This is a genomic window from [Collinsella] massiliensis, from assembly GCF_002161605.1.
Taxonomy (GTDB): Bacteria; Actinomycetota; Coriobacteriia; order Coriobacteriales; family Coriobacteriaceae; genus Enorma.
The window spans coordinates 101,216-121,538 of sequence record NZ_NFIE01000005.1; the positions used below are offsets into that span (position 1 = coordinate 101,216).

Below are 20,323 nucleotides of genomic sequence, written 5' to 3' on the forward strand. Positions count from 1 at the left end.
ACGTGCCCTCTTGAACCGAAGCGCGCGGTGACGCGGGCTGCGCGCTATGCCGCCGGCTCGCCGGGAACGATGAATCCCGGCGTCACGCCCCCGCGGTAGCCGCACGAGGGGTCGAGCGTAAGGTCGATGCGCTGCTCCGTGCCGGGCGCGGCCGCACCCAGGCGGCACAGGACGCGCACCGCATCGGCGCCCGCCGCCTCGACGCCCTCGATGGATGCCTCGACCTCGGCGCCGCCCGCATCGCTGGCCGCGATGGAGAACGACGACGCGTCGAGCGCGGGGACGGCGCTCCCGTCGTCCGCGCTGAGGGCGAGGGTGACCGCGACGACGGGGTACTGGCTCGCGGAGATGTCCGTCACCCGCAGGGCGAGGTGCGGGAGCTCGTGGTTCTCGACCGGCTGGAGCGCCTCGGACGCATCGGCGGGCGCGTCCTTCTCCACCGTCACGCTGGAGAGCACGGCGCCGTACACGAGGGCGAAGCAGCCGAGCACGAGCGCGAGGACGGCCACGGCGGCGATGACGAGCGACGCCGTCCCGTGCCGGGCGGTGAGCGCGCGCAGGCGGCGGAGGGCTGCGGGGGCGTCGCCATCCTCGGAGGCAGGGTCTGCAGCAGGGTCGGCTTCTGCGGAATCGTCGTCCGGAAGGGTGGCATCCGGGTCGGGCTCGAAGGGGTCGTCGTTCAGGATGGCGTCGACGAAGTCGGCGTCGAAGAGGGCGTCATCGAGCGCGCGCTGTCCGGCCTCGAACGCGTCATCGCCCTCGATGTCTGCGTCAACGTCGGCGGGTGCGCCATCATCCGCTACAGCGGGCGCGCCGTCATCGGCTGCGGCGGGCGACGCGAGCCCGTCCTCTTCCTGATCCCACTCCATGGCAGCCCCCTTTCGGCATGCGATGGAACCCAGTGTAGCAAATCTCCCGCCACCGGCAGCGTGCGCGGGCGTCGCGGGGCCGCGCTGAACGGCCGTTTGAGGCGCCGAACGGAAACGGGGCGCCCTCCCGGACGCCCCGTGCTGCCGTCGTAGTTCGCCCACCGCCCGATCCGAGCGGAACGGTGCGCGCTTACTGGTAGCTCACCGTCTGATGGTTGCGGTCCTTCACGACGACGTCGTGCGCGCCGCCCTCGACGATCGAGGTGGCCGAGACGAGCGTGAGGCGCGCCTTCTGCTGGAGCTCCTTGATGGAGAGGGCGCCGCAGTTGCACATCGTCGACTTGATCTTGTAGAGCGTGGCGTTCACGCCGTCCTTGAGCGAGCCGGCGTAGGGCACGTAGGAGTCGACGCCCTCCTCGAAGGCGAGCTTCGAGGCGCCGCCAAGATCGTAGCGCTGCCAGTTGCGGGCGCGCGCCGAGCCCTCGCCCCAGTACTCCTTCATGTACTGGCCGTTCACGTTCACGCGCGCCGTGGGGCTCTCGTCGAAGCGGGCGAAGTAGCGGCCGAGCATCATGAAGTCGGCGCCCATGGCGAGCGCGAGCGTCATGTGGTAGTCGTAGACGATGCCGCCGTCGGAGCAGACGGGCACGTAGACGCCGGTCTCCTCGAAGTACTCGTCGCGCGCGCGGCACACGTCGATGAGCGCCGTGGCCTGGCCGCGGCCGATGCCCTTCGTCTCGCGCGTGATGCAGATGGAGCCGCCGCCGATGCCCACCTTCACGAAGTCCGCGCCGCAGTCGGCGAGGAAGCGGAAGCCGTCACCGTCCACGACGTTGCCGGCGCCGACCTTGACGTCGTCACCGTAGCAGGCGCGGATCCACTCGATGGTGCGCTTCTGCCACTCGCTGAAGCCCTCGGAGGAGTCGATGCACAGCACGTCGGCGCCGGCCTCGAGCAGCAGCGGCACGCGCTTCTCGTAGTCGCGCGTGTTGATGCCCGCGCCCACCATGTAGCGCTTGTTCGCATCGAGGAGCTCGTTGGGGTTGGACTTGTGGCTGTCGTAGTCCTTGCGGAACACGATGCCCACGAGGTGGTCGTTCTCGTCCACCACGGGAAGCGCGTTGAGCTTGTTGTCCCAGATGACGTCGTTGGCCTTCTTGAGGGTGATGTTCTTGTCGCCCACGATGAGCTGCTCGCGCGGGGTCATGAACGTGGCGACTTTCATGTTCGGGTCGTCGCGGCTGGGACGGTAGTCGCGGCTCGTCACGATGCCGAGGAGCTTGCCGTGCGCCGTGCCGTCCTCGGTGACGGGCATGGTGGAATGGCCGGTGCGGTTCTTGAGGTCCATGACCTCGGCCATCGTCATGTCGGGCGTGAGGGTGGAGTCGGACACGACGAAGCCCGCCTTGTGATCCTTCACGGCCTTGACCATGGCGGCCTCGGACTCGGGGGTCTGGTTGCCGTAGATGAAGCTCATGCCGCCCTCGGTGGCGAGCGCGATGCCCATCTCCTCGCCGGAGACGGACTGCATGATGGCCGAGACCATGGGGATGTTCAGGCTGATGGCGGACTCCTCGCCGCGCTTGAACTTGACGAGCGGGGTCTTGAGGTTCACATTCGCCGGGATGCACTCCGAGGACGAGTAGCCGGGCACCAGCAGGTACTCAGAGAACGTGTGGGATTCACCGGGAAAGAACATGGCCATGGATACTCCTCCTCTGGGGTTGGGCGCGATCCAGGGGCGGGCTCAGCGGCGCCGCCTCCACGTCGCGCGTCTTCGCGAATGGGGCCGCCTGACCGAGCGACCTCGCTGGCCATTGTAGCGCAGGCCGGACGCGGCTCGCACGACCCTGCCGGGCTGCGAAAAACCTGCACGGAGCGACGGAGGGGCGACGTTCCCCTCCCCCCGCGCGGCGTGAGGGGGTGCGGCGGGCGGAGCATGGAGGGCGGCGGCGCTCGTCCACCTCGTGTGGCGCAAGAGCACGCGGCAGCGCCACTCACCTCCCCCTACGTGACGCGTAGGCGTGCATCGGCGTCATTCGTCCGCTCAGCGTGGCACGCGGGCGCCCGGCGGCGTCATTCGTCCGCTCAGCGTGGCACGCGGGCGCTCGGCGGCGCCATTCGTCCGCTCAGCGTGGCGAACACTGCGCTCGCATCCCATTCATCCGCCCTGTGTGGCGCTCCTGCAACTCATCCCTTCCATGTGGCGATCTGCCTGGTAATATCGACTCGTCTATCAGCGATTTTCTCACTCGCATGTTCGGCCTGCAATTCGTCACGTCAACGTGGCGAATAATCGCCACGCAGAAGGGACGAATGAGGAAACGCGCTGGGCGATAACGTGACGGGTGTAAGCGTAACCAATTACGCCGCCATTCCACCCGTGCCTTCGTAGGTCACATGGTCACCGGATCGCGCAGGGCTCGCCACGCGCCCCATGTCAGATTTTGGCAAGGTTTGTACCACTGGTACCTGCGGAAACCCTTTACCGAATAAACCTTGCACGCCCCTTGCGCAATGGGGCTCGACGGAGCACGATGGGCTTCCCTACCCGTCCGCGGGATCGGAGCGACCATGGGTATGAGCGAAACCGGCTTGGGAAACATCTTCATCTGCGGGCGCTCAGCGCTGCACATCTACCGCCCCCAAACGGAGCTGGCGCATATCTCCCGGCTCCTCTACCAACGAACGCGCCGGGCAACGCCCCGCCTCCCCCGCCCGACGGCGCCGACCGCGAAGACCTGCCAGGCCATCGCCGCGATGTATCGCATCCCGCTTCCACTCGACACGCTGGTCGTGCGCTCCCGCGACCGCAGGAAGCACAGCGGCGCCACCACATCGCTCGATGCGGATCCCGTGCACGTCGCGTCCTTCATTGAGCTCGAGCCGTCGATATACCTCGCTTCCCCCGAGCTCGTCTACTATCAGCTCGCCCGGGGCGCCGATACCGCGCGCGCATGGATGCTCGCCATGGAGCTCGTCGGCTGCTACGCGCTCGAGATCGAGGGCGACGGAATGCATGGGCGCGTACCGCTCACGACGCCCGCCGCGCTCGACACGTTCTTCGAAGCATCCGCAACCCCATGCCGCAAAGCCCCCGCCCGGCGTATCCTAGAGGTTCTCACCCCGGGCGCGCGCTCGCCCCGCGAGGCGCAGCTCGCCGCACTCGCGCGCCTCCCCCGCCGGTGGGGCGGCTGGGGCATCCCGGGCATTGCACTCAACCGCAGGCTCGAGCTCACGCCCGCCGCGCGCACCGTGGCCGACCGGTCGTACCTCGAGGTCGACATGTACATCGAGGCGCTCGGCCTCGTCCTGGAGTACGACAGCGACGACTTCCATCTCACGCGCGAGGCGCACGAGCGCGACGCTCGCAAGATCAACGCCCTCAAGATGATGGGCGTCCGCCTCATGTCCATTACGAACGGGCAGCTCGCGTCATGGGAGGCGCTCAACGCGCTCATGGACGGCCTGGAGCGCGACGGCGCGTTCCACCGGCACCCTGCGACACCAGGGATTCGGAACAAGCAGCGCGCGCTATGGGAGCGGTTGCTCAGCGCGGAAACCACCGTGCGGTAGCCTCCGAGCGAAGCCCGCGCGCCACGCGGTCGCCCGCGCCCTGAGCCGAGGCTACCCGAAGAACGCCTTGAGGCCGATGATGATGAGCACGATGCCGCCCGCGACCTGCGCATGGCTGCCGAAGCGCGCGCCGAGCCGGCGACCCGCGATGAGCATCGCGACGCAGCAGGCGAACGTAGCGATGCCGATCATCCCGCCGTAGAGCACGATGTTCGCGCCGCTCGCCGCGAGGGAGACGCCTACCACGAAGGCGTCGATGGAGGTCGCGACGGCCTCGGCAAGGATCGTGGCGTATGTGAGGCGCGTCGTCGAGCAGGCCTCGGGGTCGCGCAGCTCGCGCACGGCCTCGACGATCATCTTCCCGCCCACGAACGCGAGGATCGCGAGCGAGACGATGCCCGCGTACGCCTCGATGATAGGCGCGATGAGCGTCCCGCCGAAGAAGCCGGCGATGGGCATGGCCATCTGGAAGAGCGCGAAGAGCACGGGCATGGCGAGCTTTTTGCCGGCGGGCATGTCGGGCTCGCAGAGCGTGTTCGAAAGCGTCACCGCCATGGCGTCCATGGCGAGCGCGACGCCCAGAAACAGGCTCTCGATCAGGTTTGCGAGGGTGAATCCCAGCATGATGAATCCCTTCGAACCGGGCACGACGACGGCGCCGTGCACGCGAAACGGGCGCAGAGCCGAGACTCCGCGCCAAGATGAGCGTATCGAGCGGGAAGCGGGGCGAACCCGCACCGGCTTTACGGCTCGGGGGGATTGCAGAAGAGGCGAAGCGCCTGGTCGAGGCTGTCGACGACATCGATGGGGTCATCGACGCCGGCAAACAGCTGCAGGTAGCAGGCTTCGTCCGTATCGACGATCGAGATGCTCGCGCGCGCGTCCTCGAAGCTGCGCCGCGCGGCATGGACATGCTCGAAGAGGGCGCGGAAGCGCTCGCAGCGCGCTCGGGGCGCCTCATCGCAGCTACCCGTAAGGCAGAAGCCCACGGCCGCGCCGAACCCGTGCTCCAGCGTGCGCGCGGCGATGCCGCAGTCGGGATGCGTCGCGAGGCCCGGGTAGCGCACGAAGCCCACGGCCGGGTGGCAGGACAGGTAGGAGGCGATGGCGCGCGCATGGTCGAAACACGCCTGCTCGCGGGCGGCGAGGGTATCGAGCGCGGCACTGAGGGCGGCGACGTCGGATGCGCTCGGGGCGCAGGCGGCAGACGCGGTTCCCGGTGCGCCCAGCCCGAAGGAGAGGAGGCGGAAGGCGTCCTCGGCAACGGGGTTCGCCGACCGATGCCTGCCATGCGCCACCTGGGAACGGGCGACGGACACCGCGACGAGCGGCGAAGCGAGCATACCCGGCGCCACGCTCTCGAGCGCCTCGACCACGATGTGCGCCCCCTGGGCGAGCGGGCGGCAGCCGAAGGGCGTGGGCAAGGTGTTATCGATCACGAGGATGGCACCGACCGTCTGCGCCGCCGCGGCGAGCGCGCGGATATCGGCCACGCGCAGGGTCGCGGCGTCGATCGAGGGGACGAACCAGAAGAGCCGACCCGACGAGATACCCGCGGGGTGCGCATACGAGGCGGGAGAGCCCTGCGGGACGAGGCGGTCGCGCTCGGCCTGCTCGGCATCGACCAGCTCGGAGGCGGCGAAGAACGCCTGAGGAGTGAGCTCATCGGCAAAGGAGAGGTGCTGCCAGCGGAACAGCTCCGTCCAGCGCGCGCGACCCGAGCCGCAGAACGCCACGATGCGGTCGTGCGCGCCGACGATCCCCGTCTGCGCGAGCACATCGGCGGCGTCGCCCGCCCGGACGATCCACGTGGCGCGCGCACCGTGGGCAGCCGCGTATCTGTCACAAAGCTCACTCAGTTGCTGCGACATGCACTCCCCCTTTCCAAAACGCGACTCGACCAGTATAGCGACAAGCGCCGCCCGCCGCCAACGACATGGCCCGCGATGCAACCGATCGCACGCAATGATATTTCGCAATAGCCAGCAATGAACGCTTGCATTGCGCAAGACGTTACATTATCTTCTGAAACATATAGCGCACCTTGTCCAGGCGGCTGTTTGGACGGCGGGGCTGGATGACTGGCTTGCCGACAGCGGCCTGATACCCTTTCAGTTCTGTAAGGCATACGCTCTGCCCGTTGGTGTAAAAGGCCAGATCAGTACGGTATGCCTGTATACAGCGGGCGGGAATCTCGCCAGTAAAGACAACTTCATCCTTTTTTACCTGGACCGTTTCGATGGTGGCACAGTATTTCGGTGCATCATGATAAGCCCTGGAAAGATATTCCCGGGGCGCATAGAGGGTGAAGGAGAGATAAGGTTCCAGCAGTTGCGTCCCTGATTCCTTCAATGCCTGTTCCAATACAATCGGGGCCAATGAGCGGAAGTCCGCCGGCGTGCTGACCGGACTGTAATAAAGCCCGTATTCAAAGCAAATCTTACAGTCCGTTACGTTCCAGCCGAACAAGCCCTGCTCCAGCCCGTAACGGATACCATCCCTGACAGCGTTTTGAAAACTCTGGTTCAAGTATCCCAGCGAAACCCGGCTCTCGTATTGTACACCGGAGCCAAGCGGGAGTGGTGTAACAGACAGTCCGATGGATGCCCAAAACGGGTTGGGCGGCACCTCGATATGGATGGTGTGGCTGGCTGCTTTGAGCGGCCGCTCCATATAAATGACGGTGGGTTCCTTTACCACTGTTTCAAGCTTGTATTTTTCCGACAGCAAAGCGGAAACAACCTCCAACTGCACCCGGCCCAAAAAAGAAAGAATGATCTCATGGGTGATGGAATCCACCTCGCAGCGCAAAAGCGGGTCAGTATCCGCAAGTTGCGTAAGAGCGTCCAGCAGCCGTTCTCTTTGCGCTGCCGTTTTCGGCGCAATCGACGTCCGCAGCATGGGGAGGGGGTCCTCACGCCACCTTTTACGAGGGAGCCGGGTTGGGTCCCCTAATACATCGTTTAACCTCACGCTGTCGCTGGGAAGGATAACAATTTCACCCGGATAAGCGGTGTCTGTCCGAACAATTTCCCCTTTGGATGGAATACGCATCTCTGTGATTTTCAGCTTTTCTCTCCCGGCCAGGGCCACCGTATCCCGCAGGCGCAGCGTTCCGCTGTATAGCCGTAGATAGACACGCCGCTGGCCGCAATCTGTATACTCCACCTTGAAAACGCTGCCGCATAGGGCGGCGCTCCCCTGTTCCCCAATCGGTTGGAACAGCCCTGTCACCGCATCCATCAACGGTTGAATGCCAAGGCCCTTTTTGGCGCTGCCATAATAGACCGGGAACAGGGAGGCGTCTTGAACCCGCCGCTGTTCCTCCCGCACAAGTTTTTCCCGGCTGATTGGTTCTCCTGCGATATACTTTTCCAATAATTTATCGTTATTTTCGATGACCGCATCCCATGCTTCTATGTCGGTATTTTCCTCCAGGACTATTTCCGGGGACAGCGACACCGTCTGCTTGATGATAATATCGGCGGAGAGCTTATCCCGAACAGACTGAACCACGCTCTGCAAATCAACGCCAGCCTGGTCGATCTTGTTGATAAAGATAACGGTGGGAATGTTCATTTTCCGCAGGGCATGGAACAGAATACGGGTCTGGGCCTGCACGCCATCTTTAGCGGAGATCACCAAGATGGCCCCATCTAAAACAGCCAAAGAGCGGTACACCTCCGCCAAAAAATCCATGTGGCCGGGCGTATCCACAATGTTGACTTTACATCTGTGCCACTGGAAGGAAGTGACTGCCGCTTGAATGGTAATCCCACGCTGCCGCTCCAAAAACATGGTGTCCGTCCTCGTTGTCCCTTTTTCGACGCTCCCCGGTTCTGAAATGGCTCCGCTGGCATATAGCAGGCTCTCCGTCAAGGTCGTCTTTCCAGCGTCTACATGGGCAAGAATTCCAATATTGATTATTTTCATGTGATTGTCCTCCCTTTACTGCCCCGAAGGGCATAAAAATCCCCAGCAGTAAAATACTTTTACCACTGGGGATGATAATTTGCGGACATACACATATACAGCTTACACCTGTTTGTGAGTGCTGTTTTTGGGGATATGTCAAAATTGATAAGGCAAAAGTATTCTTAAATTGGGTACAAAAAACTAAGCCCCTACAAAAGGGACTATCATAGTCCTTTGTTCCCACTATTTGATTATAGTTTTATTTAAGAATACCTTGCCGCATATTTTTTACTCCTTTTCTGGTATTGAATTATTATATCACATCAGTTTTAGGAAAACAAGTATCTAAAAGAAATTTTTCTTCCCCTTATATGTAACAATCATACCGGCTTCCTAACGTTCAGAATGGTTTCTACTGTCTGCTGCGGTGTTTGGTTGGAATTGTCCAGCCAAAAGCCGATCCGTGGTGTTGTCTGCATTTTACTAAATACAAATTCAATGTATACAGAAAGAAATATATAAGGAGTGGGAGGGATTCCGCCGTAGTCGGCATTGTAGGAAAATCCAAAAGTTTAGATTTTCTCAAAATGCTTATCTTTTGGTCTTTGGTTCGGAATAGTGTAGTGCTGGCGGTCTATCTATTGTTTTCGGTTGCTTGCTTCTTTACCGTACATGAGCATTGACTCAGTGAGTCAAATGAACCCGTCCCCAATGACTCCTAGCGGCGCTCGGCGATCTCGTCCTTCACGTCGGCGATGAACTCGGTGAGCTCGCGCACGTGCGTCTCGTTCGAGCGGTCGCGCACGGAGATGTTGCCGGCCTCGACCTCCTGCTCGCCCAGGATGAGCATGTAGGGCGGGCGGTCGATGTTGCGCGCCTCGCGGATCTTGTAGCCGATCTTCTCATCGCGCTCGTCGAGCACGGCGCGGATGCCGGCGGCCTCGAGCGCGTCGGTCACGCTGCGCGCGTAGTCGCGACTCTTCTCGGACACGGGCAGCACCTTCACCTGCACCGGCGCGAGCCACGTGGGGAACTTGCCCGCGAAGTGCTCGATGAGGATGCCGATGAAGCGCTCGATGGAGCCGAAGCACACGCGGTGCAGCATGATGGGGCGCTGCTTGGAGCCGTCGGCGTCGGTGTACTCGAGGTCGAAGTTGAGCGGCATCTGGAAGTCGAGCTGCACGGTGCCGCACTGCCAGGTGCGGCCGAGCGAGTCCTCGAGGTGGAAGTCGATCTTGGGGCCGTAGAAGGCGCCGTCGCCCTCGTTCACCACGTAGTCCTTGCCCAGGCGCTCGAGCGCCTCGCGCAGGCCCGCCTCGGCGCGCTCCCAATCCTCGTCGGAGCCCATGGAATCCTCGGGGCGCGTGGAGAGCTCGAGGTGGTAGGTGAAGCCGAACTTCTGGTACACCGAGTCGATGAGGTTCACCACGCCCACGATCTCGTCCGTGAGCTGGTCGGGACGGACGAACAGGTGCGCGTCGTCCTGGTTGAAGCAGCGCACGCGGAACAGGCCGTGCAGCGCACCGCGCAGCTCGTGGCGGTGCACGAGGCCGATCTCGCCGGCGCGGATGGGCAGCTCGCGATAGCTATGGGGCTTGGACTTGTACACGAGCACGCCGCCCGGGCAGTTCATGGGCTTGATGCAGTACTCCTCGTCATCGATGATGGTGGAGTACATGTTATCCTTGTAGTGGTCCCAGTGGCCGGAGGTCTCCCACAGGCTCTTGCTCATGATCTGCGGGGTCGAGATCTCGACGTAGCCGGCCTTGTGGTGGATCTCGCGCCAGTAGTTGAGCAGCTCGTTCTTCAAGATCATGCCGTTCGGCAGGAAGAACGGGAAACCCGGTGCCTCGTCGCGCATCATGAAGATGTCCATCTCGCGGCCGATCTTGCGGTGGTCGCGCTTCTTGGCCTCCTCGATGAGGCGCAGGTGCTCGTCGAGCTCCTCCTTCGTGGCGAAGGCCGTGCCGTTCACGCGGGTGAGCATCTTGTTGTCCTTGTCGCCCTTCCAGTAGGCGCCCGAGACGCCCGTGAGCTTGAAGGCCTTGAGCGCCTTGGTGTAGGTGAGGTGCGGGCCCACGCACATGTCGATGTACTCGCCCTGCTGGTAGAAGGTGATGCGGGCGTCATCCGGCAGGTCGCCGATGTGCTCGACCTTGTACTTCTCGCCGCGCTCCTCCATGAGGGCGATGGCCTCCTCGCGCGGGAGCTCGAAGACCTGGAACTTGAGGTTCTCCTTCACGATCTTCTTCATCTCGGCCTCGATGGCGGGGAAATCGTCCTCGGAGATCTTCTGGCCCTCGGGCAGGTCGATGTCGTAGTAGAAGCCGTTATCCGTGGCGGGGCCGTAGGCGAAGTCCGCCTCGGGGTAGAGGCGCTTCACGGCCTGCGCCATGATGTGCGCCGCGCTGTGCCGCACCACATGGGTGACCTCGTCAGTCGGGCACTCGTCCACATGGCCGTCGTTGTATAGAACCTTCATTGCTCGCTCCTCGATGATCGGATGATGGATGGTCGAAAACAAAAAGCGCCCGGCCGAAGGGCACGAGCGGCATGTGGCGCCTGCCCCTGGCGCGAGGCCAGCGGGATGGACAGACGCCTAGATAGTCTGAGTTCGGATACCTTGTTCAAGCAAGCGGCGAATCACGCGCTCGATCCTTTCCTCGCGAACAGGTACAGGTTTACCACAACCGGGCGGCGTTGCCCATACCCAACGGGCAACCCGACCCCCGCGCCATAAAGAAAGCCCCCGCGCGCGGGGGCTTCCGAAACCTTACTGGATGTGCGTCCGGCAGTACGGGCACACCTTCCAATGCGCGTCGAGCGGGCGATGGCAGCTGGGGCAGACGTTGCGCACCTGCGTGTTGCACACGGGGCACACGACGAAGTCCTTCTCGATGGGCGAGCCGCAGCGCGGGCAGGTGCCGTACTGGGCGAGCTGGCGCTCGCGCAGCGCCATGTCGAGCTCCTGCTCCTCGCGGTCGGCGAGGTAGGTGCTCGGGCGCAGGACGTTGTAGGCGATGAGGCCGACGAACGGGATGAGCGCGAGCAGCCCCCACGCCCAGAAGTACTGCGAGCCGCGGCGCCGCGCGTCGATGAAGACGTAGACGACAGACAGCACGTACAGTGCGACGATGAACGCGAGGAAGAGATAGATGACGAACATGACCTGCGGCGTCATGAGCTCCTGGATATATTCCATCATGAGCGATCAATACCTTTCAGCTGCTCGAACGCGAACGGGCGTATACCAATATGGCATTGTATACCAAACGGTGGATATCCAACACCCGGGATGAAATCACCATGCCGCGAAGCGCGCGGCAACCTCGCCGGCGAGCGTGATGGTGCCGGCGGCGAGGATGGCCTCGCCCGCGCGCGTGACGGCGTCGAGCGCCTCGGTGACCGAGGCATGCGTCGCGACGAGGTCTTCCGGCGGGCGCCCCTCGCGCGCGAGCTCGTCGGCGACGAGAGCGGCGAGCTCCCGGACGGGACGGGCGCGGGGCGAGTCCGTCTGCGTCACGCGCACGTGCGGAAAGGCCGGGACGAGGGCGCGCACGATGCCCTCGGCGTCCTTGTCCGCGAGCGCGGCGATGAGAAGCGTGGGGCGCTCGGCGCGCGCGGGCTCGATCTCCCCCACCGACGATATGAACGAGGTGCACGACTGCGGGTTATGGCAGGCGTCGATGAGCACGAGCGGCTCGCGGCGCACGACCTCGAAGCGGCCGGGCGTGGGGCAGGCGGCGAGACTGCGCGAGAGCGCCCCCGCGTCGAGCGGCCGGTCGAGGTAGCGCTCGGCGAGCTGGATGGCGCATGCGACGTTTTGCGCCTGGTAGAGCGGCTTTACGAGGGCGACCTCGTAGGCGGCGCGGCGCGTGCGCACCTCGATGCGGAGCTCGTCGCCGAGCGTCGCCGGCTCGTGGAGCACACGGAAGACGGGCACGTCCGGGACGACGCCGGCCTCCGCGCAGCGCCCGCGCATGACCGGCCAGACCTCGGGCTGGTGCACGCCCTCGCCGAGCACCGCGAAGCGGCCCGGTTGGATGACGGCCGCCTTCTCGGCGGCAATCTGGGCGAGCGTGTCGCCCAGGATGCGCATATGGTCGAGTCCGATGCCCGTGACCGCCACGCCCACGGGGTTCGTGGCGCTCGTGGCGTCCCAGCGGCCGCCGAGCCCCACCTCGAGCACGGCGACATCGACCTCGGCCTCGGCGAAGATGACGAGCGCGGCCACGGTGAGCAGGTCGAAGGGCGTGATGGTGTAGGTCGCAAGCCCCGCGTGCTGCCGGCGGGCGTTCACGCGCCGGCCCGCCTCGAAGGCCGCCGACACGCCGTGGGCGAAGGTCGCATCCGAGACGACGCGGCCGCAGACCTCCATGCGCTCCGGGTAGCGCACGAGGTGCGGCGAGGTGTAGAGCGCCGTGCGGAGCCCCTCGCCCGCGAGGATCGCCGCCGCGAAGCGCGTCGTGGAGCTCTTCCCGTTCGTCCCGGCGACCTGGAGCACGTCGAAGTGCTTGTCCGGGCGGTCGAGCTCGTCGAGCATGTCGACCACGGTCTCGAGCAAGGGGCCGGCGTCACCGGGGATGGTCCCCGTGTCCGCCGCGCGCCGCACGGCCTCCTCAAAGGGGAGCTCGGGCACCGCGAAGGGCGGGGTATACGGGGATGCTTGGGAGTTATGCGTCATCGGGCAACAGGGCTTTCTGTCGATCGTCGGGACGGGATGGGGCGCGCACGGGGCGCGGGCGGCATGGGGGGCGCTTCGCTGGGTACCGCACGGGGCATGGGCGGCACGCGCGCATCCTCGCGGGAGGCCGCGCACCGAAACATGCTGCCCGCCGATGGTACCGCAACTCGGATGCTGCTTGCACCCTCAGCCATAGGAGCCAATTTCGAGCACATTTTGGGGGCAGAAGTGCTCGATTTTGGCTCCGAGCGTCATTCATCCCGTATGCCTCGTATGCCCCGCATGTCCCGTATCTGCGCGGGTTGTGCCGGCGCGAGCACGCGCGCCTCCGTGACGACGAGGCCCACCGGCACGTCGTGCGCATCGACGGCACCAAGTGCCCGCAGGCTCTCGACGAGCTGCGCCTCGCGGCAGAGCCCCACCGAAGTGCCGCGAAACGAGGACAGGAACGCATCGAAGTAGCCGCCGCCATACCCCAGGCGAAAGCCCCGGGCATCGAAGGCGAGGCCGGGTACCACGGCGAGGGCGTCGGCGCGCGCGGAAAGGTCGAGCTCGCGCGCGGGGTCTTCAGCGGGTTCGAGCACGCCGCGCGGGCCGCGCGCAAGGCCTGCCAGGGACGTGACGGCGTACCAGCGCATCGCGCGGGTACCGGGCACGCAGCGCGGCAGCGCGACCGTTTTGCCCGCCGCCCATGCGCGCTCGATGATGGCGCGCGTCTCCACCTCCGTGCCAAAGGAGAGGTACGGCGCGATGACGCGCGCGGCCTGAAATGCCGTCAGGTCGAAAAGACGCGCTGCGATAGCGCTGTCGGTGGCGGCGCGCTCAGCGGCCGAGCGGCGCGCCCTAAGCTCCTTGCAGCGCGCACGGAGGCCGTCCTTGCCCTCGCGGGCCGCCTCCACCTCGTCCGGCGTGCGCACGAGGGCTTTCAGATGAGCTTCCCGGATCAAGGCATCTCCCCCAAGCGAAATGATAAAATCCAGCCTGTCTGGTTTTTATCATTTACAGGCCGAGCAGGCGAAGCGCCTCCTCGCGCGTCTTGATGTCCTTGCGGAACGCGCCGCGCACGGCGGAGGTCATGGTGAGGGCGCCCGCGCTCTTCACGCCGCGCATCGTCATGCACATGTGCTCCGCTTCGAGCACGACGAGCACCCCCTGGGGATCGAGCTCCTCCATGAGGGCGTCGGCGATCTGGGAGGTCAGGCGCTCCTGCAACTGCAGGCGGCGGGCGAACCCCGTCACGCACCGCGCGATCTTGGAGAGGCCGGTGATGCGGCCGCCGCGCGGGATGTAGGCCACATGCGCGCGGCCGGTGAACGGCAGGATGTGGTGCTCGCAGAGCGAGGAGAACGGGATGTCGCGGACGATGACCATGTCGTCGCTCTCGGACTCCTGGAACTGCTTGCGCAGGTGGTGCGCCGGGTCGTCGTCGTATCCGCCCAGGACCTCCTCGGCGGCGCGCGCCACCCGGTTCGGGGTCTCCACGAGGCCGGGGCGGTCGGGATCCTCGCCCACCGCGATCAGGAACTCGCGAATCGCGCGCTCCGCACGCGCCCTGTCGACTGCCATCCTCTAGCCCCTCTCGCTCGCATGGCCTGTGCCGCGCCGGTATCGAAACGAGTCACCCATTGTAGCGCTCATCCACGCGCGCCGCAGCGCCCGGCGGCCCATTCCGCCGATACGCCGTAAAACGGAGACAAACGCCCTATTCGCCCTATTCGGATGCTGCCGCGGCGCACGATCGCTCGGCGGCCGCGACGACGTGCTGGGCGAGCACCGCCGTCGTCACCGCGCCCACGCCGCCGGGAACCGGGGTGATCGCGGCGACGATGGGCTCGACCTCGTCGAAGGCGACGTCGCCCACGAGCTTGCCCGCGGCCTCGTCCCAGTTGATGCCCACGTCGACCACCACCTGGCCGGGCGCCGCGGCGTCCGCGCCCACGGTGCCCGCATGACCGGCCGCGACCACGAGCACCTCGGCGGCACGGCAGGCGGCGGCGAGGTCGCGGGTCCTCGTGTGGCACATGGTCACGGTGGCGTGGCGGGCCTGGAGCATCATCGCGACCGGCTTGCCGATGACGAGCGAACGCCCCACGACCGTCACGCGCGCGCCCTCGAGCGCGACGCCGGAGCGCTCGAGCAGCTCGACCACCGCCTCGGCCGTGCAGGGCGGAAAGCCCGTCGGCTCGTTGGCGAATACGCCGTAGAGCGAGCCCTGCGTGATGCCATCCACGTCCTTTTCCGAGTCGAGCGCCGCGCATGCAGCCGCCTCGTCAAGCGTGGCGGGAAGCGGGCGGAACATGAGGCACCCGTGGATGGTGGGGTCTGCGTTCACCCGGCCGATCACCGCGAGCAGCTCATCCTGCGTGCAGTCCGCGGGGAGGACGAAGCGCTCGACGGCGATGCCCACCTTCTCCGCGCGCTTGCAGGCACCGCGCTCGTAGGAGAGGTCGTCCGGGCGCTCGCCCACACGCACGATAGCGAGCGTGGGCACGACGCCCCGCGCCTTGAGCGCCTCGACCCGCGCCGCGAGCTCCCCGGTGATGGCGGCGGCCACGGGCGCGCCGCGCAGCAGCTCCGCCATGGCTATCCCCTTCCCCGGATGTGATCGGTCACGCGCGCGGCAAGCGCCTCGGCGCGCGGGATGTAGGCTTCGAGCAGGCCGTCCGCCTCGCGCTCGAGCGCCTCGGCATAGGCGCGGTCGGCGAGCTCGCTCGTGTTCACGAAGACGTTGACGCTCGCCGCGCGGAGCGCCGCCGCGCCGAGCACCGCGCCGCATCCCACGTCGGAGAGGAGCATCGGGCTGCATATGCCGCCCATCTCCTCGAGCAGCTCGATGACGCGCGCGCAGACGCGCATGGTCTCGATGGGCGCCGAGCACGCCGTCTTGGTGGCGACCTCGAGCACCTGGGCGCGCGCAGGATCCTCCTTCGGCATGCGGTAGGCGCGCGAGACCGGCTCGAATGCCGCGGCATCCGCCTCGATAAGGCCGATGAGCTTGTGGCGCAGGACTTCGGCCTCCGCAAGGATGCGCTGCACGTCGTCCTCGACGGCGGCGAAGCGCTTCTTGCCCGCGGTGAAGTTCCCCGCCATCGAGCAGAGCGCGGCGCCGAGCGCCCCGACGAGCGCCGACGCGCCGCCGCCGCCGGGCACGGGGAGCTTGGCCGCCAGGTCCGCGGCGAACGCGCGGCAGCTGAGGTCGGCGATCGACCCCTCAGCCGTATGGGTACCGGTCATGGAACCTCCCTAGCTCCTTCCGCATCACCCCGTGATGCACCACGCGCCGCGACCTACCCACCGGCAGGCCACCCCATCATATAAAACCAAAGCCTCCCACCCCGGCCTGCCGAAGGTGCCCCCTCCGAGCAGCCCGGGGTGTCGCGCGGAGAGCACCCGCGCTGTATACGCACACCGCACTCGGCTCGCCCGGGTTTCCTCCCGGGCGATTCCGCAGCGAGCGAAGCGAGCGAGGACAAGCCCGGGAGGAATCCCGGGCGAGCCCCAGGGGACGTACGTTAGAACAGCCCGGTGATCACGCCGTTCTCGTCCACGTCGATCTTCTCGGCCGCCGGCACCTTCGGCAGGCCGGGCATCGTCATGATGTCGCCCGTGAGCGCCACGACGAAGCCCGCGCCGGCGGACACCTTGAGGTTGCGCACCGTGATGCGGAAGTGCTCGGGCGCGCCGAGCTTCGTCTGGTCGTCGGTGAACGAGTACTGGGTCTTCGCCACGCAGACCGGCAGGTTGCCGAAGCCGTTGTCCTTCAGCTGCTTGAGCTGGCGCTTCGCGGCGGGCGTGTAGTCCACGCCGTCCGCATGGTAGATCTTGGTGGCGATGGCCTCGAGCGCGTCCTCCACCGGAACGCCCGTCTCATAGGAGTACGTGAACGCGTGCGGCTGCTCGCAGAGGCGCATGACCTCGGTCGCGAGCGCCTCGCCGCCCGCGCCGCCCTTCGCCCACACCTCGGAGAGCGCGACGTTCACGCCGAGCTCGCGGCACTTCCGCTCCACGAGCGCGAGCTCCGCCTCCGTATCCGTGGGGAACGCGTTGATGGCGACGACGCACGGCAGGCCGTACACGTCGCGGATGTTCGACACGTGGCGCAGCAGGTTCGGCAGACCCGCCTCGAGCGCCTCGAGGTTCTCGTTCGAGAGCTCGGCCTTCGGCACGCCGCCGTTGTACTTGAGGGCGCGCACCGTGGCGACGATCACCACCGCGTCCGGGTCGAGCCCGGCCATGCGGCACTTGATGTCGAGGAACTTCTCCGCGCCCAGGTCGGCGCCGAAGCCGGCCTCGGTCACCACGTACTCGCCGAGCTTGAGGGCGCACTCGGTGGCCTGCACGGAGTTGCAGCCGTGGGCGATGTTGGCGAAGGGGCCGCCGTGCACGAAGGCGGGCGTGTGCTCGAGCGTCTGCACGAGGTTCGGCTTGATGGCGTCCTTGAGCAGCGCCGCCATGGCGCCCTGCGCATGCAGGTCGGAGGCGGTGACGGGCTTGCCGTCGTAGGTGTAGGCCACGACCATGCGGCCCAGGCGCTCCTTCAGGTCCATGAGACCGCTCGCCAGGCAGAAGGCGGCCATGACCTCGGAGGCGACGGTGATGTCGAAGCCGTCCTCGCGCGGGACGCCCTGCGCCTTGCCACCGAGGCCGTCCACGATATGGCGGAGCTGCCGGTCGTTCATATCGACGGCGCGCTTCCATACGATCTGCTTCGGGTCGATGCCGAGCGCGTTGCCCTGCTGGATGTGGTTGTCGAGCATGGCCGCGAGCAGGTTGTTCGCCGCGCCGATGGCATGAAAGTCGCCGGTGAAGTGCAGGTTGATGTCCTCCATGGGGACGACCTGAGCGTATCCACCGCCGGCCGCGCCGCCCTTGATACCGAAGACCGGGCCGAGCGACGGCTCGCGCAGCGCGAGCACGGCCTTCTTGCCCAGGCGCGAGAGCGCGTCCGCCAGGCCCACCGACGTCGTGGTCTTGCCCTCGCCCGCAGGCGTGGGGTTGATGGCGGTCACGAGCACGAGCTTCGCCTTGCGCGGCAGGTCGCGGAGGGCGTGGATGTCGACCTTGGCCTTGTACGTCCCGTAATGCTCGAGCTGCTCCTCCTTCAGACCCACCTTCGCGGCGACCTCGGAGATGGGAAGCATCTCCGCTTCCTGGGCGATCTCGATGTCGGACTTGTATGCTGCCATGTGCGCTCCCCTCACTCTAGAACATGCGCTCCCATCGTATCCCATTCCGCCGCGCGGGGCGCGCTCGCGGCTGCGCACACCCAATCAGTAAAAAACCGGGCATGCGCCCCGGTGCGGACGGCGCGGGCGAGACCTATCCCCGCTCCTCAAACACAAGGCGCACGCTCTCGCACCCCTCCCTATCAGACGGCCGCTCCAGATGAAAAAAGCGTCACATAACTCGAGGGTGAGGCCCGATTTCGGCCTCGGCCATCAAGATATGCGACGCTCTCTACCGCGCTTTGCGAAGCATGCGAGCCGAGCCGCGAGCGCAGCGCAGCGCCCGCGCGCTAGGTGTTCAGTGCCAAGACGTTGTTTACGCCCCGGGGATGACAAATAGGGATGGCTCCCGCATGCTGTGGGTTGTCCAGGCTTGCAGCGAAGGGGGCCATCCCATGTCCCAACATCCTAACGCAAGGCTCACGCCCAGGGGAAGGGAGACGCTGGTCTCCCGCATAGAGGCCGGCGCCGGCGTCGCCGAGGCCGCCCGCCAGATGGGCGTGAGCCGCCAGACCGCGAGCAAGTGGCTCGCCCGCGCCCGGAGGGGCGAGCCGATGTCGGACAGGACCAGCAGGCCCCGCAGGCTCGCGAGGTCCACGCCGGCCGAGGCCGAGGCGCGCGTCATCGGGGCCAGGCGTTCCATGCTCCTGGCCCCGCTCGCCCTCGCCGCCGAGACGGGCGTGCCCGCCCGCACCTGCGCGAGGATCGTCGCCCGCTCGGGGCTGCCGAGGCTCGCCGACGTCGACCGCGTGACCGGGGAGGCCAGGCGCCGGGGACCGGTCACGCCCGTCCGCTACGAGAGGTCGCGCCCGGGCGAGCTCGTGCACGTGGACGTGAAGAAGGTGGCGAGGATACCGGCGGGCGGCGGCTGGAGGGCCCTGGGGCGGGGCAACGACCCGTCCAGGGGGCGCTCCGGGCTCGGCTCCTCGTGCCTGCACGTGGCCGTCGACGACTTCTCCCGCGTCGCCTACGCCGAGCTCCTGCCCGACGAGCGGAAGGGCACCTGCTCGGCGTTCATGTCCCGCTGCCTCGCCTTCTTCGCGGGGCTCGGGGTCGCGGTCGAGCGCGTGATGACCGACAACGGCCCGGGGTACCACAGCCGCGAGTTCAACGCCCTCCTGGCGTCCGAGGGGGTCCGCCACCTCTACACGCGCCCCTACAGCCCCTGGCAGAACGGCAAGGTCGAGCGGATGAACAGGACGCTCGCGCAGGAGTGGCAGTACGGCAGGGCGTGGGAGAGCGAGGCGGGCAGGGCCGAGGCCCTGCCCGCCTTCATCGAGCGATACAATTGGGACCGTCCGCACAGCGCTTGCGGGGGCCTGCCGCCCATGTCGCGCATCGTCGGCGTAAACAACCTATTGGCACACAACACCTAGTGCTCGCGGCCACCCGCGCCCACGACGTCGCCCTCGGGATGCTCCACGATCGCCTCGATGGCGCAGGTGAGCCCCGCGACCATGGTCTCGATCGGCAGCGAGGCCGTGCCCTCGGCGAGCGGCGCGGCCTGCTCGGTGGCATAGGGCACATGGATGAAGCCGCCGCGCATGGCGGGATACTCGGTGGCGCACAGGTGGAGCACCGCGTAGAGCATCTCGTTGCAGCAGAACGTGCCCGCCGTGCACGACACCGCGGCGGGGATGCCCGCGGCGCGCATCTTCTCCACCATGGCGTGCACCGGAAGCGTCGTGAAGTAGGCGTCCGGACCGCCCTCGACGATGGGCTGCGCGAGGGGCTGGTTGCCCTCGTTGTCCGGGATGCGCGCGTGCGCGTAGTTGATGCCCACGAACTCGGGCGTGATGTGCGTGCGGCCGCCCGCCTGCCCGATGCAGAGCGTCACGTCGGGCTCGTGCTCGGCCACCGCGGCGCGCAGCACCTCGATGTCCTTGCCGAAGACGACCGGCAGCTCCGCGCGGACGATCGACGCGCCCGCGATGGTGTCCGGCAGGCGGCGCACCGCCTCGAGCGCCGGGTTGATGGCCGCGCCCTCGAAGGGTTCGAAACCGGTGACGAGAATCTTCATGGTCTGCTCCTACTCTCTCAGCGGACGCACGGCG

General features: G+C 66.4%; 16 protein-coding genes. 2 read left to right on the forward strand and 14 right to left on the reverse strand.

Features of this window, described 5'->3' with window-relative positions:
* Positions 1 to 44 precede the first annotated feature (44 nt).
* Positions 45 to 869 (reverse strand): hypothetical protein, encoded by an 825-nt coding sequence (locus B5G02_RS03175; protein WP_094335152.1) that lies wholly within the window; start codon positions 867 to 869, stop codon positions 45 to 47.
* A 190-nt stretch (positions 870 to 1,059) separates the two neighbouring features.
* Positions 1,060 to 2,574, reverse strand: coding sequence for an IMP dehydrogenase (locus B5G02_RS03180; protein WP_094335153.1), 1,515 nt, complete (start codon positions 2,572 to 2,574; stop codon positions 1,060 to 1,062).
* Positions 2,575 to 3,443: 869 nt separating this feature from the next.
* On the opposite strand from B5G02_RS03180, the gene B5G02_RS03185 reads away from it, so the two are divergent.
* A complete protein-coding gene (locus B5G02_RS03185) occupies positions 3,444 to 4,445 on the forward strand; it encodes a hypothetical protein (RefSeq protein WP_094335154.1) in 1,002 nt (333 codons plus the stop codon).
* A gap of 51 nt (positions 4,446 to 4,496) precedes the next feature.
* Here the strand turns inward: B5G02_RS03185 and B5G02_RS03190 are convergent, their stop codons facing one another.
* From B5G02_RS03190 to B5G02_RS03245, 11 genes are all read right to left on the reverse strand, one after another.
* Positions 4,497 to 5,069: a manganese efflux pump MntP family protein gene (locus B5G02_RS03190; RefSeq protein ID WP_094335155.1), complete on the reverse strand. Its 573-nt coding sequence runs from the start codon at positions 5,067 to 5,069 to the stop codon at positions 4,497 to 4,499.
* Between the two features lie 119 nt (positions 5,070 to 5,188).
* On the reverse strand, positions 5,189 to 6,316 hold the full coding sequence (locus B5G02_RS03195; protein ID WP_094335156.1) for a PLP-dependent transferase: 1,128 nt from the start codon (positions 6,314 to 6,316) through the stop codon (positions 5,189 to 5,191).
* Positions 6,317 to 6,458: 142 nt separating this feature from the next.
* Entirely contained in the window at positions 6,459 to 8,378 is a 1,920-nt protein-coding gene (gene tet(W) / locus B5G02_RS03200) for a tetracycline resistance ribosomal protection protein Tet(W) (RefSeq protein ID WP_000691721.1), read from the reverse strand.
* Between the two features lie 700 nt (positions 8,379 to 9,078).
* Positions 9,079 to 10,842: a threonine--tRNA ligase gene (gene thrS, locus B5G02_RS03210; RefSeq protein ID WP_094335157.1), complete on the reverse strand. Its 1,764-nt coding sequence runs from the start codon at positions 10,840 to 10,842 to the stop codon at positions 9,079 to 9,081.
* 291 nt (positions 10,843 to 11,133) lie between these two features.
* A complete protein-coding gene (locus B5G02_RS03215; protein ID WP_019238653.1) occupies positions 11,134 to 11,565 on the reverse strand; it encodes a double zinc ribbon domain-containing protein in 432 nt (143 codons plus the stop codon).
* Positions 11,566 to 11,661: 96 nt separating this feature from the next.
* Positions 11,662 to 13,044: a bifunctional folylpolyglutamate synthase/dihydrofolate synthase gene (locus B5G02_RS03220; RefSeq protein WP_094335158.1), complete on the reverse strand. Its 1,383-nt coding sequence runs from the start codon at positions 13,042 to 13,044 to the stop codon at positions 11,662 to 11,664.
* A 251-nt stretch (positions 13,045 to 13,295) separates the two neighbouring features.
* Positions 13,296 to 13,991: a 5-formyltetrahydrofolate cyclo-ligase gene (locus B5G02_RS03225; protein ID WP_241146147.1), complete on the reverse strand. Its 696-nt coding sequence runs from the start codon at positions 13,989 to 13,991 to the stop codon at positions 13,296 to 13,298.
* A 52-nt stretch (positions 13,992 to 14,043) separates the two neighbouring features.
* On the reverse strand, positions 14,044 to 14,610 hold the full coding sequence (folE, locus tag B5G02_RS03230) for a GTP cyclohydrolase I FolE (RefSeq protein ID WP_094335160.1): 567 nt from the start codon (positions 14,608 to 14,610) through the stop codon (positions 14,044 to 14,046).
* A 145-nt stretch (positions 14,611 to 14,755) separates the two neighbouring features.
* The gene (locus tag B5G02_RS03235) at positions 14,756 to 15,625 is read right to left on the reverse strand and encodes a bifunctional 5,10-methylenetetrahydrofolate dehydrogenase/5,10-methenyltetrahydrofolate cyclohydrolase (RefSeq protein WP_094335161.1); all 870 of its coding nucleotides are present in this window, start codon (positions 15,623 to 15,625) and stop codon (positions 14,756 to 14,758) included.
* 2 nt (positions 15,626 to 15,627) lie between these two features.
* Positions 15,628 to 16,278: a cyclodeaminase/cyclohydrolase family protein gene (locus tag B5G02_RS03240; protein WP_094335162.1), complete on the reverse strand. Its 651-nt coding sequence runs from the start codon at positions 16,276 to 16,278 to the stop codon at positions 15,628 to 15,630.
* A 278-nt stretch (positions 16,279 to 16,556) separates the two neighbouring features.
* The gene (locus tag B5G02_RS03245) at positions 16,557 to 18,230 is read right to left on the reverse strand and encodes a formate--tetrahydrofolate ligase (protein WP_094335163.1); all 1,674 of its coding nucleotides are present in this window, start codon (positions 18,228 to 18,230) and stop codon (positions 16,557 to 16,559) included.
* A gap of 434 nt (positions 18,231 to 18,664) precedes the next feature.
* Here B5G02_RS03245 and B5G02_RS03250 point away from each other — a divergent pair, with 434 nt between their 5' ends.
* Positions 18,665 to 19,645 (forward strand): IS481 family transposase, encoded by a 981-nt coding sequence (locus B5G02_RS03250; RefSeq protein ID WP_094335164.1) that lies wholly within the window; start codon positions 18,665 to 18,667, stop codon positions 19,643 to 19,645.
* Here the strand turns inward: B5G02_RS03250 and pcp are convergent.
* Positions 19,642 to 20,289: a pyroglutamyl-peptidase I gene (gene pcp / locus B5G02_RS03255; protein ID WP_094335165.1), complete on the reverse strand. Its 648-nt coding sequence runs from the start codon at positions 20,287 to 20,289 to the stop codon at positions 19,642 to 19,644. The two genes, B5G02_RS03250 and pcp, sit on opposite strands and share 4 nt — an antisense overlap.
* Positions 20,290 to 20,323 lie beyond the last annotated feature (34 nt).

Excerpts from the sequence above, each read along its gene's own strand:
- B5G02_RS03175 (WP_094335152.1), bottom strand. The coding sequence starts at position 869 with ATGGAGTGGGATCAGGAAGAGGACGGGCTCGCGTCGCCCGCCGCAGCC.
- B5G02_RS03245 (WP_094335163.1), bottom strand. The coding sequence starts at position 18,230 with ATGGCAGCATACAAGTCCGACATCGAGATCGCCCAGGAAGCGGAGATG.
- thrS (WP_094335157.1), bottom strand. The coding sequence starts at position 10,842 with ATGAAGGTTCTATACAACGACGGCCATGTGGACGAGTGCCCGACTGAC.
- B5G02_RS03250 (WP_094335164.1), top strand. The coding sequence starts at position 18,665 with ATGTCCCAACATCCTAACGCAAGGCTCACGCCCAGGGGAAGGGAGACG.
- B5G02_RS03190 (WP_094335155.1), bottom strand. The coding sequence starts at position 5,069 with ATGCTGGGATTCACCCTCGCAAACCTGATCGAGAGCCTGTTTCTGGGC.
- B5G02_RS03220 (WP_094335158.1), bottom strand. The coding sequence starts at position 13,044 with ATGACGCATAACTCCCAAGCATCCCCGTATACCCCGCCCTTCGCGGTG.
- pcp (WP_094335165.1), bottom strand. The coding sequence starts at position 20,289 with ATGAAGATTCTCGTCACCGGTTTCGAACCCTTCGAGGGCGCGGCCATC.
- B5G02_RS03185 (WP_094335154.1), top strand. The coding sequence starts at position 3,444 with ATGGGTATGAGCGAAACCGGCTTGGGAAACATCTTCATCTGCGGGCGC.
- B5G02_RS03180 (WP_094335153.1), bottom strand. The coding sequence starts at position 2,574 with ATGGCCATGTTCTTTCCCGGTGAATCCCACACGTTCTCTGAGTACCTG.
- folE (WP_094335160.1), bottom strand. The coding sequence starts at position 14,610 with ATGGCAGTCGACAGGGCGCGTGCGGAGCGCGCGATTCGCGAGTTCCTG.
- B5G02_RS03240 (WP_094335162.1), bottom strand. The coding sequence starts at position 16,278 with ATGACCGGTACCCATACGGCTGAGGGGTCGATCGCCGACCTCAGCTGC.
- B5G02_RS03195 (WP_094335156.1), bottom strand. The coding sequence starts at position 6,316 with ATGTCGCAGCAACTGAGTGAGCTTTGTGACAGATACGCGGCTGCCCAC.
- B5G02_RS03235 (WP_094335161.1), bottom strand. The coding sequence starts at position 15,625 with ATGGCGGAGCTGCTGCGCGGCGCGCCCGTGGCCGCCGCCATCACCGGG.
- B5G02_RS03215 (WP_019238653.1), bottom strand. The coding sequence starts at position 11,565 with ATGATGGAATATATCCAGGAGCTCATGACGCCGCAGGTCATGTTCGTC.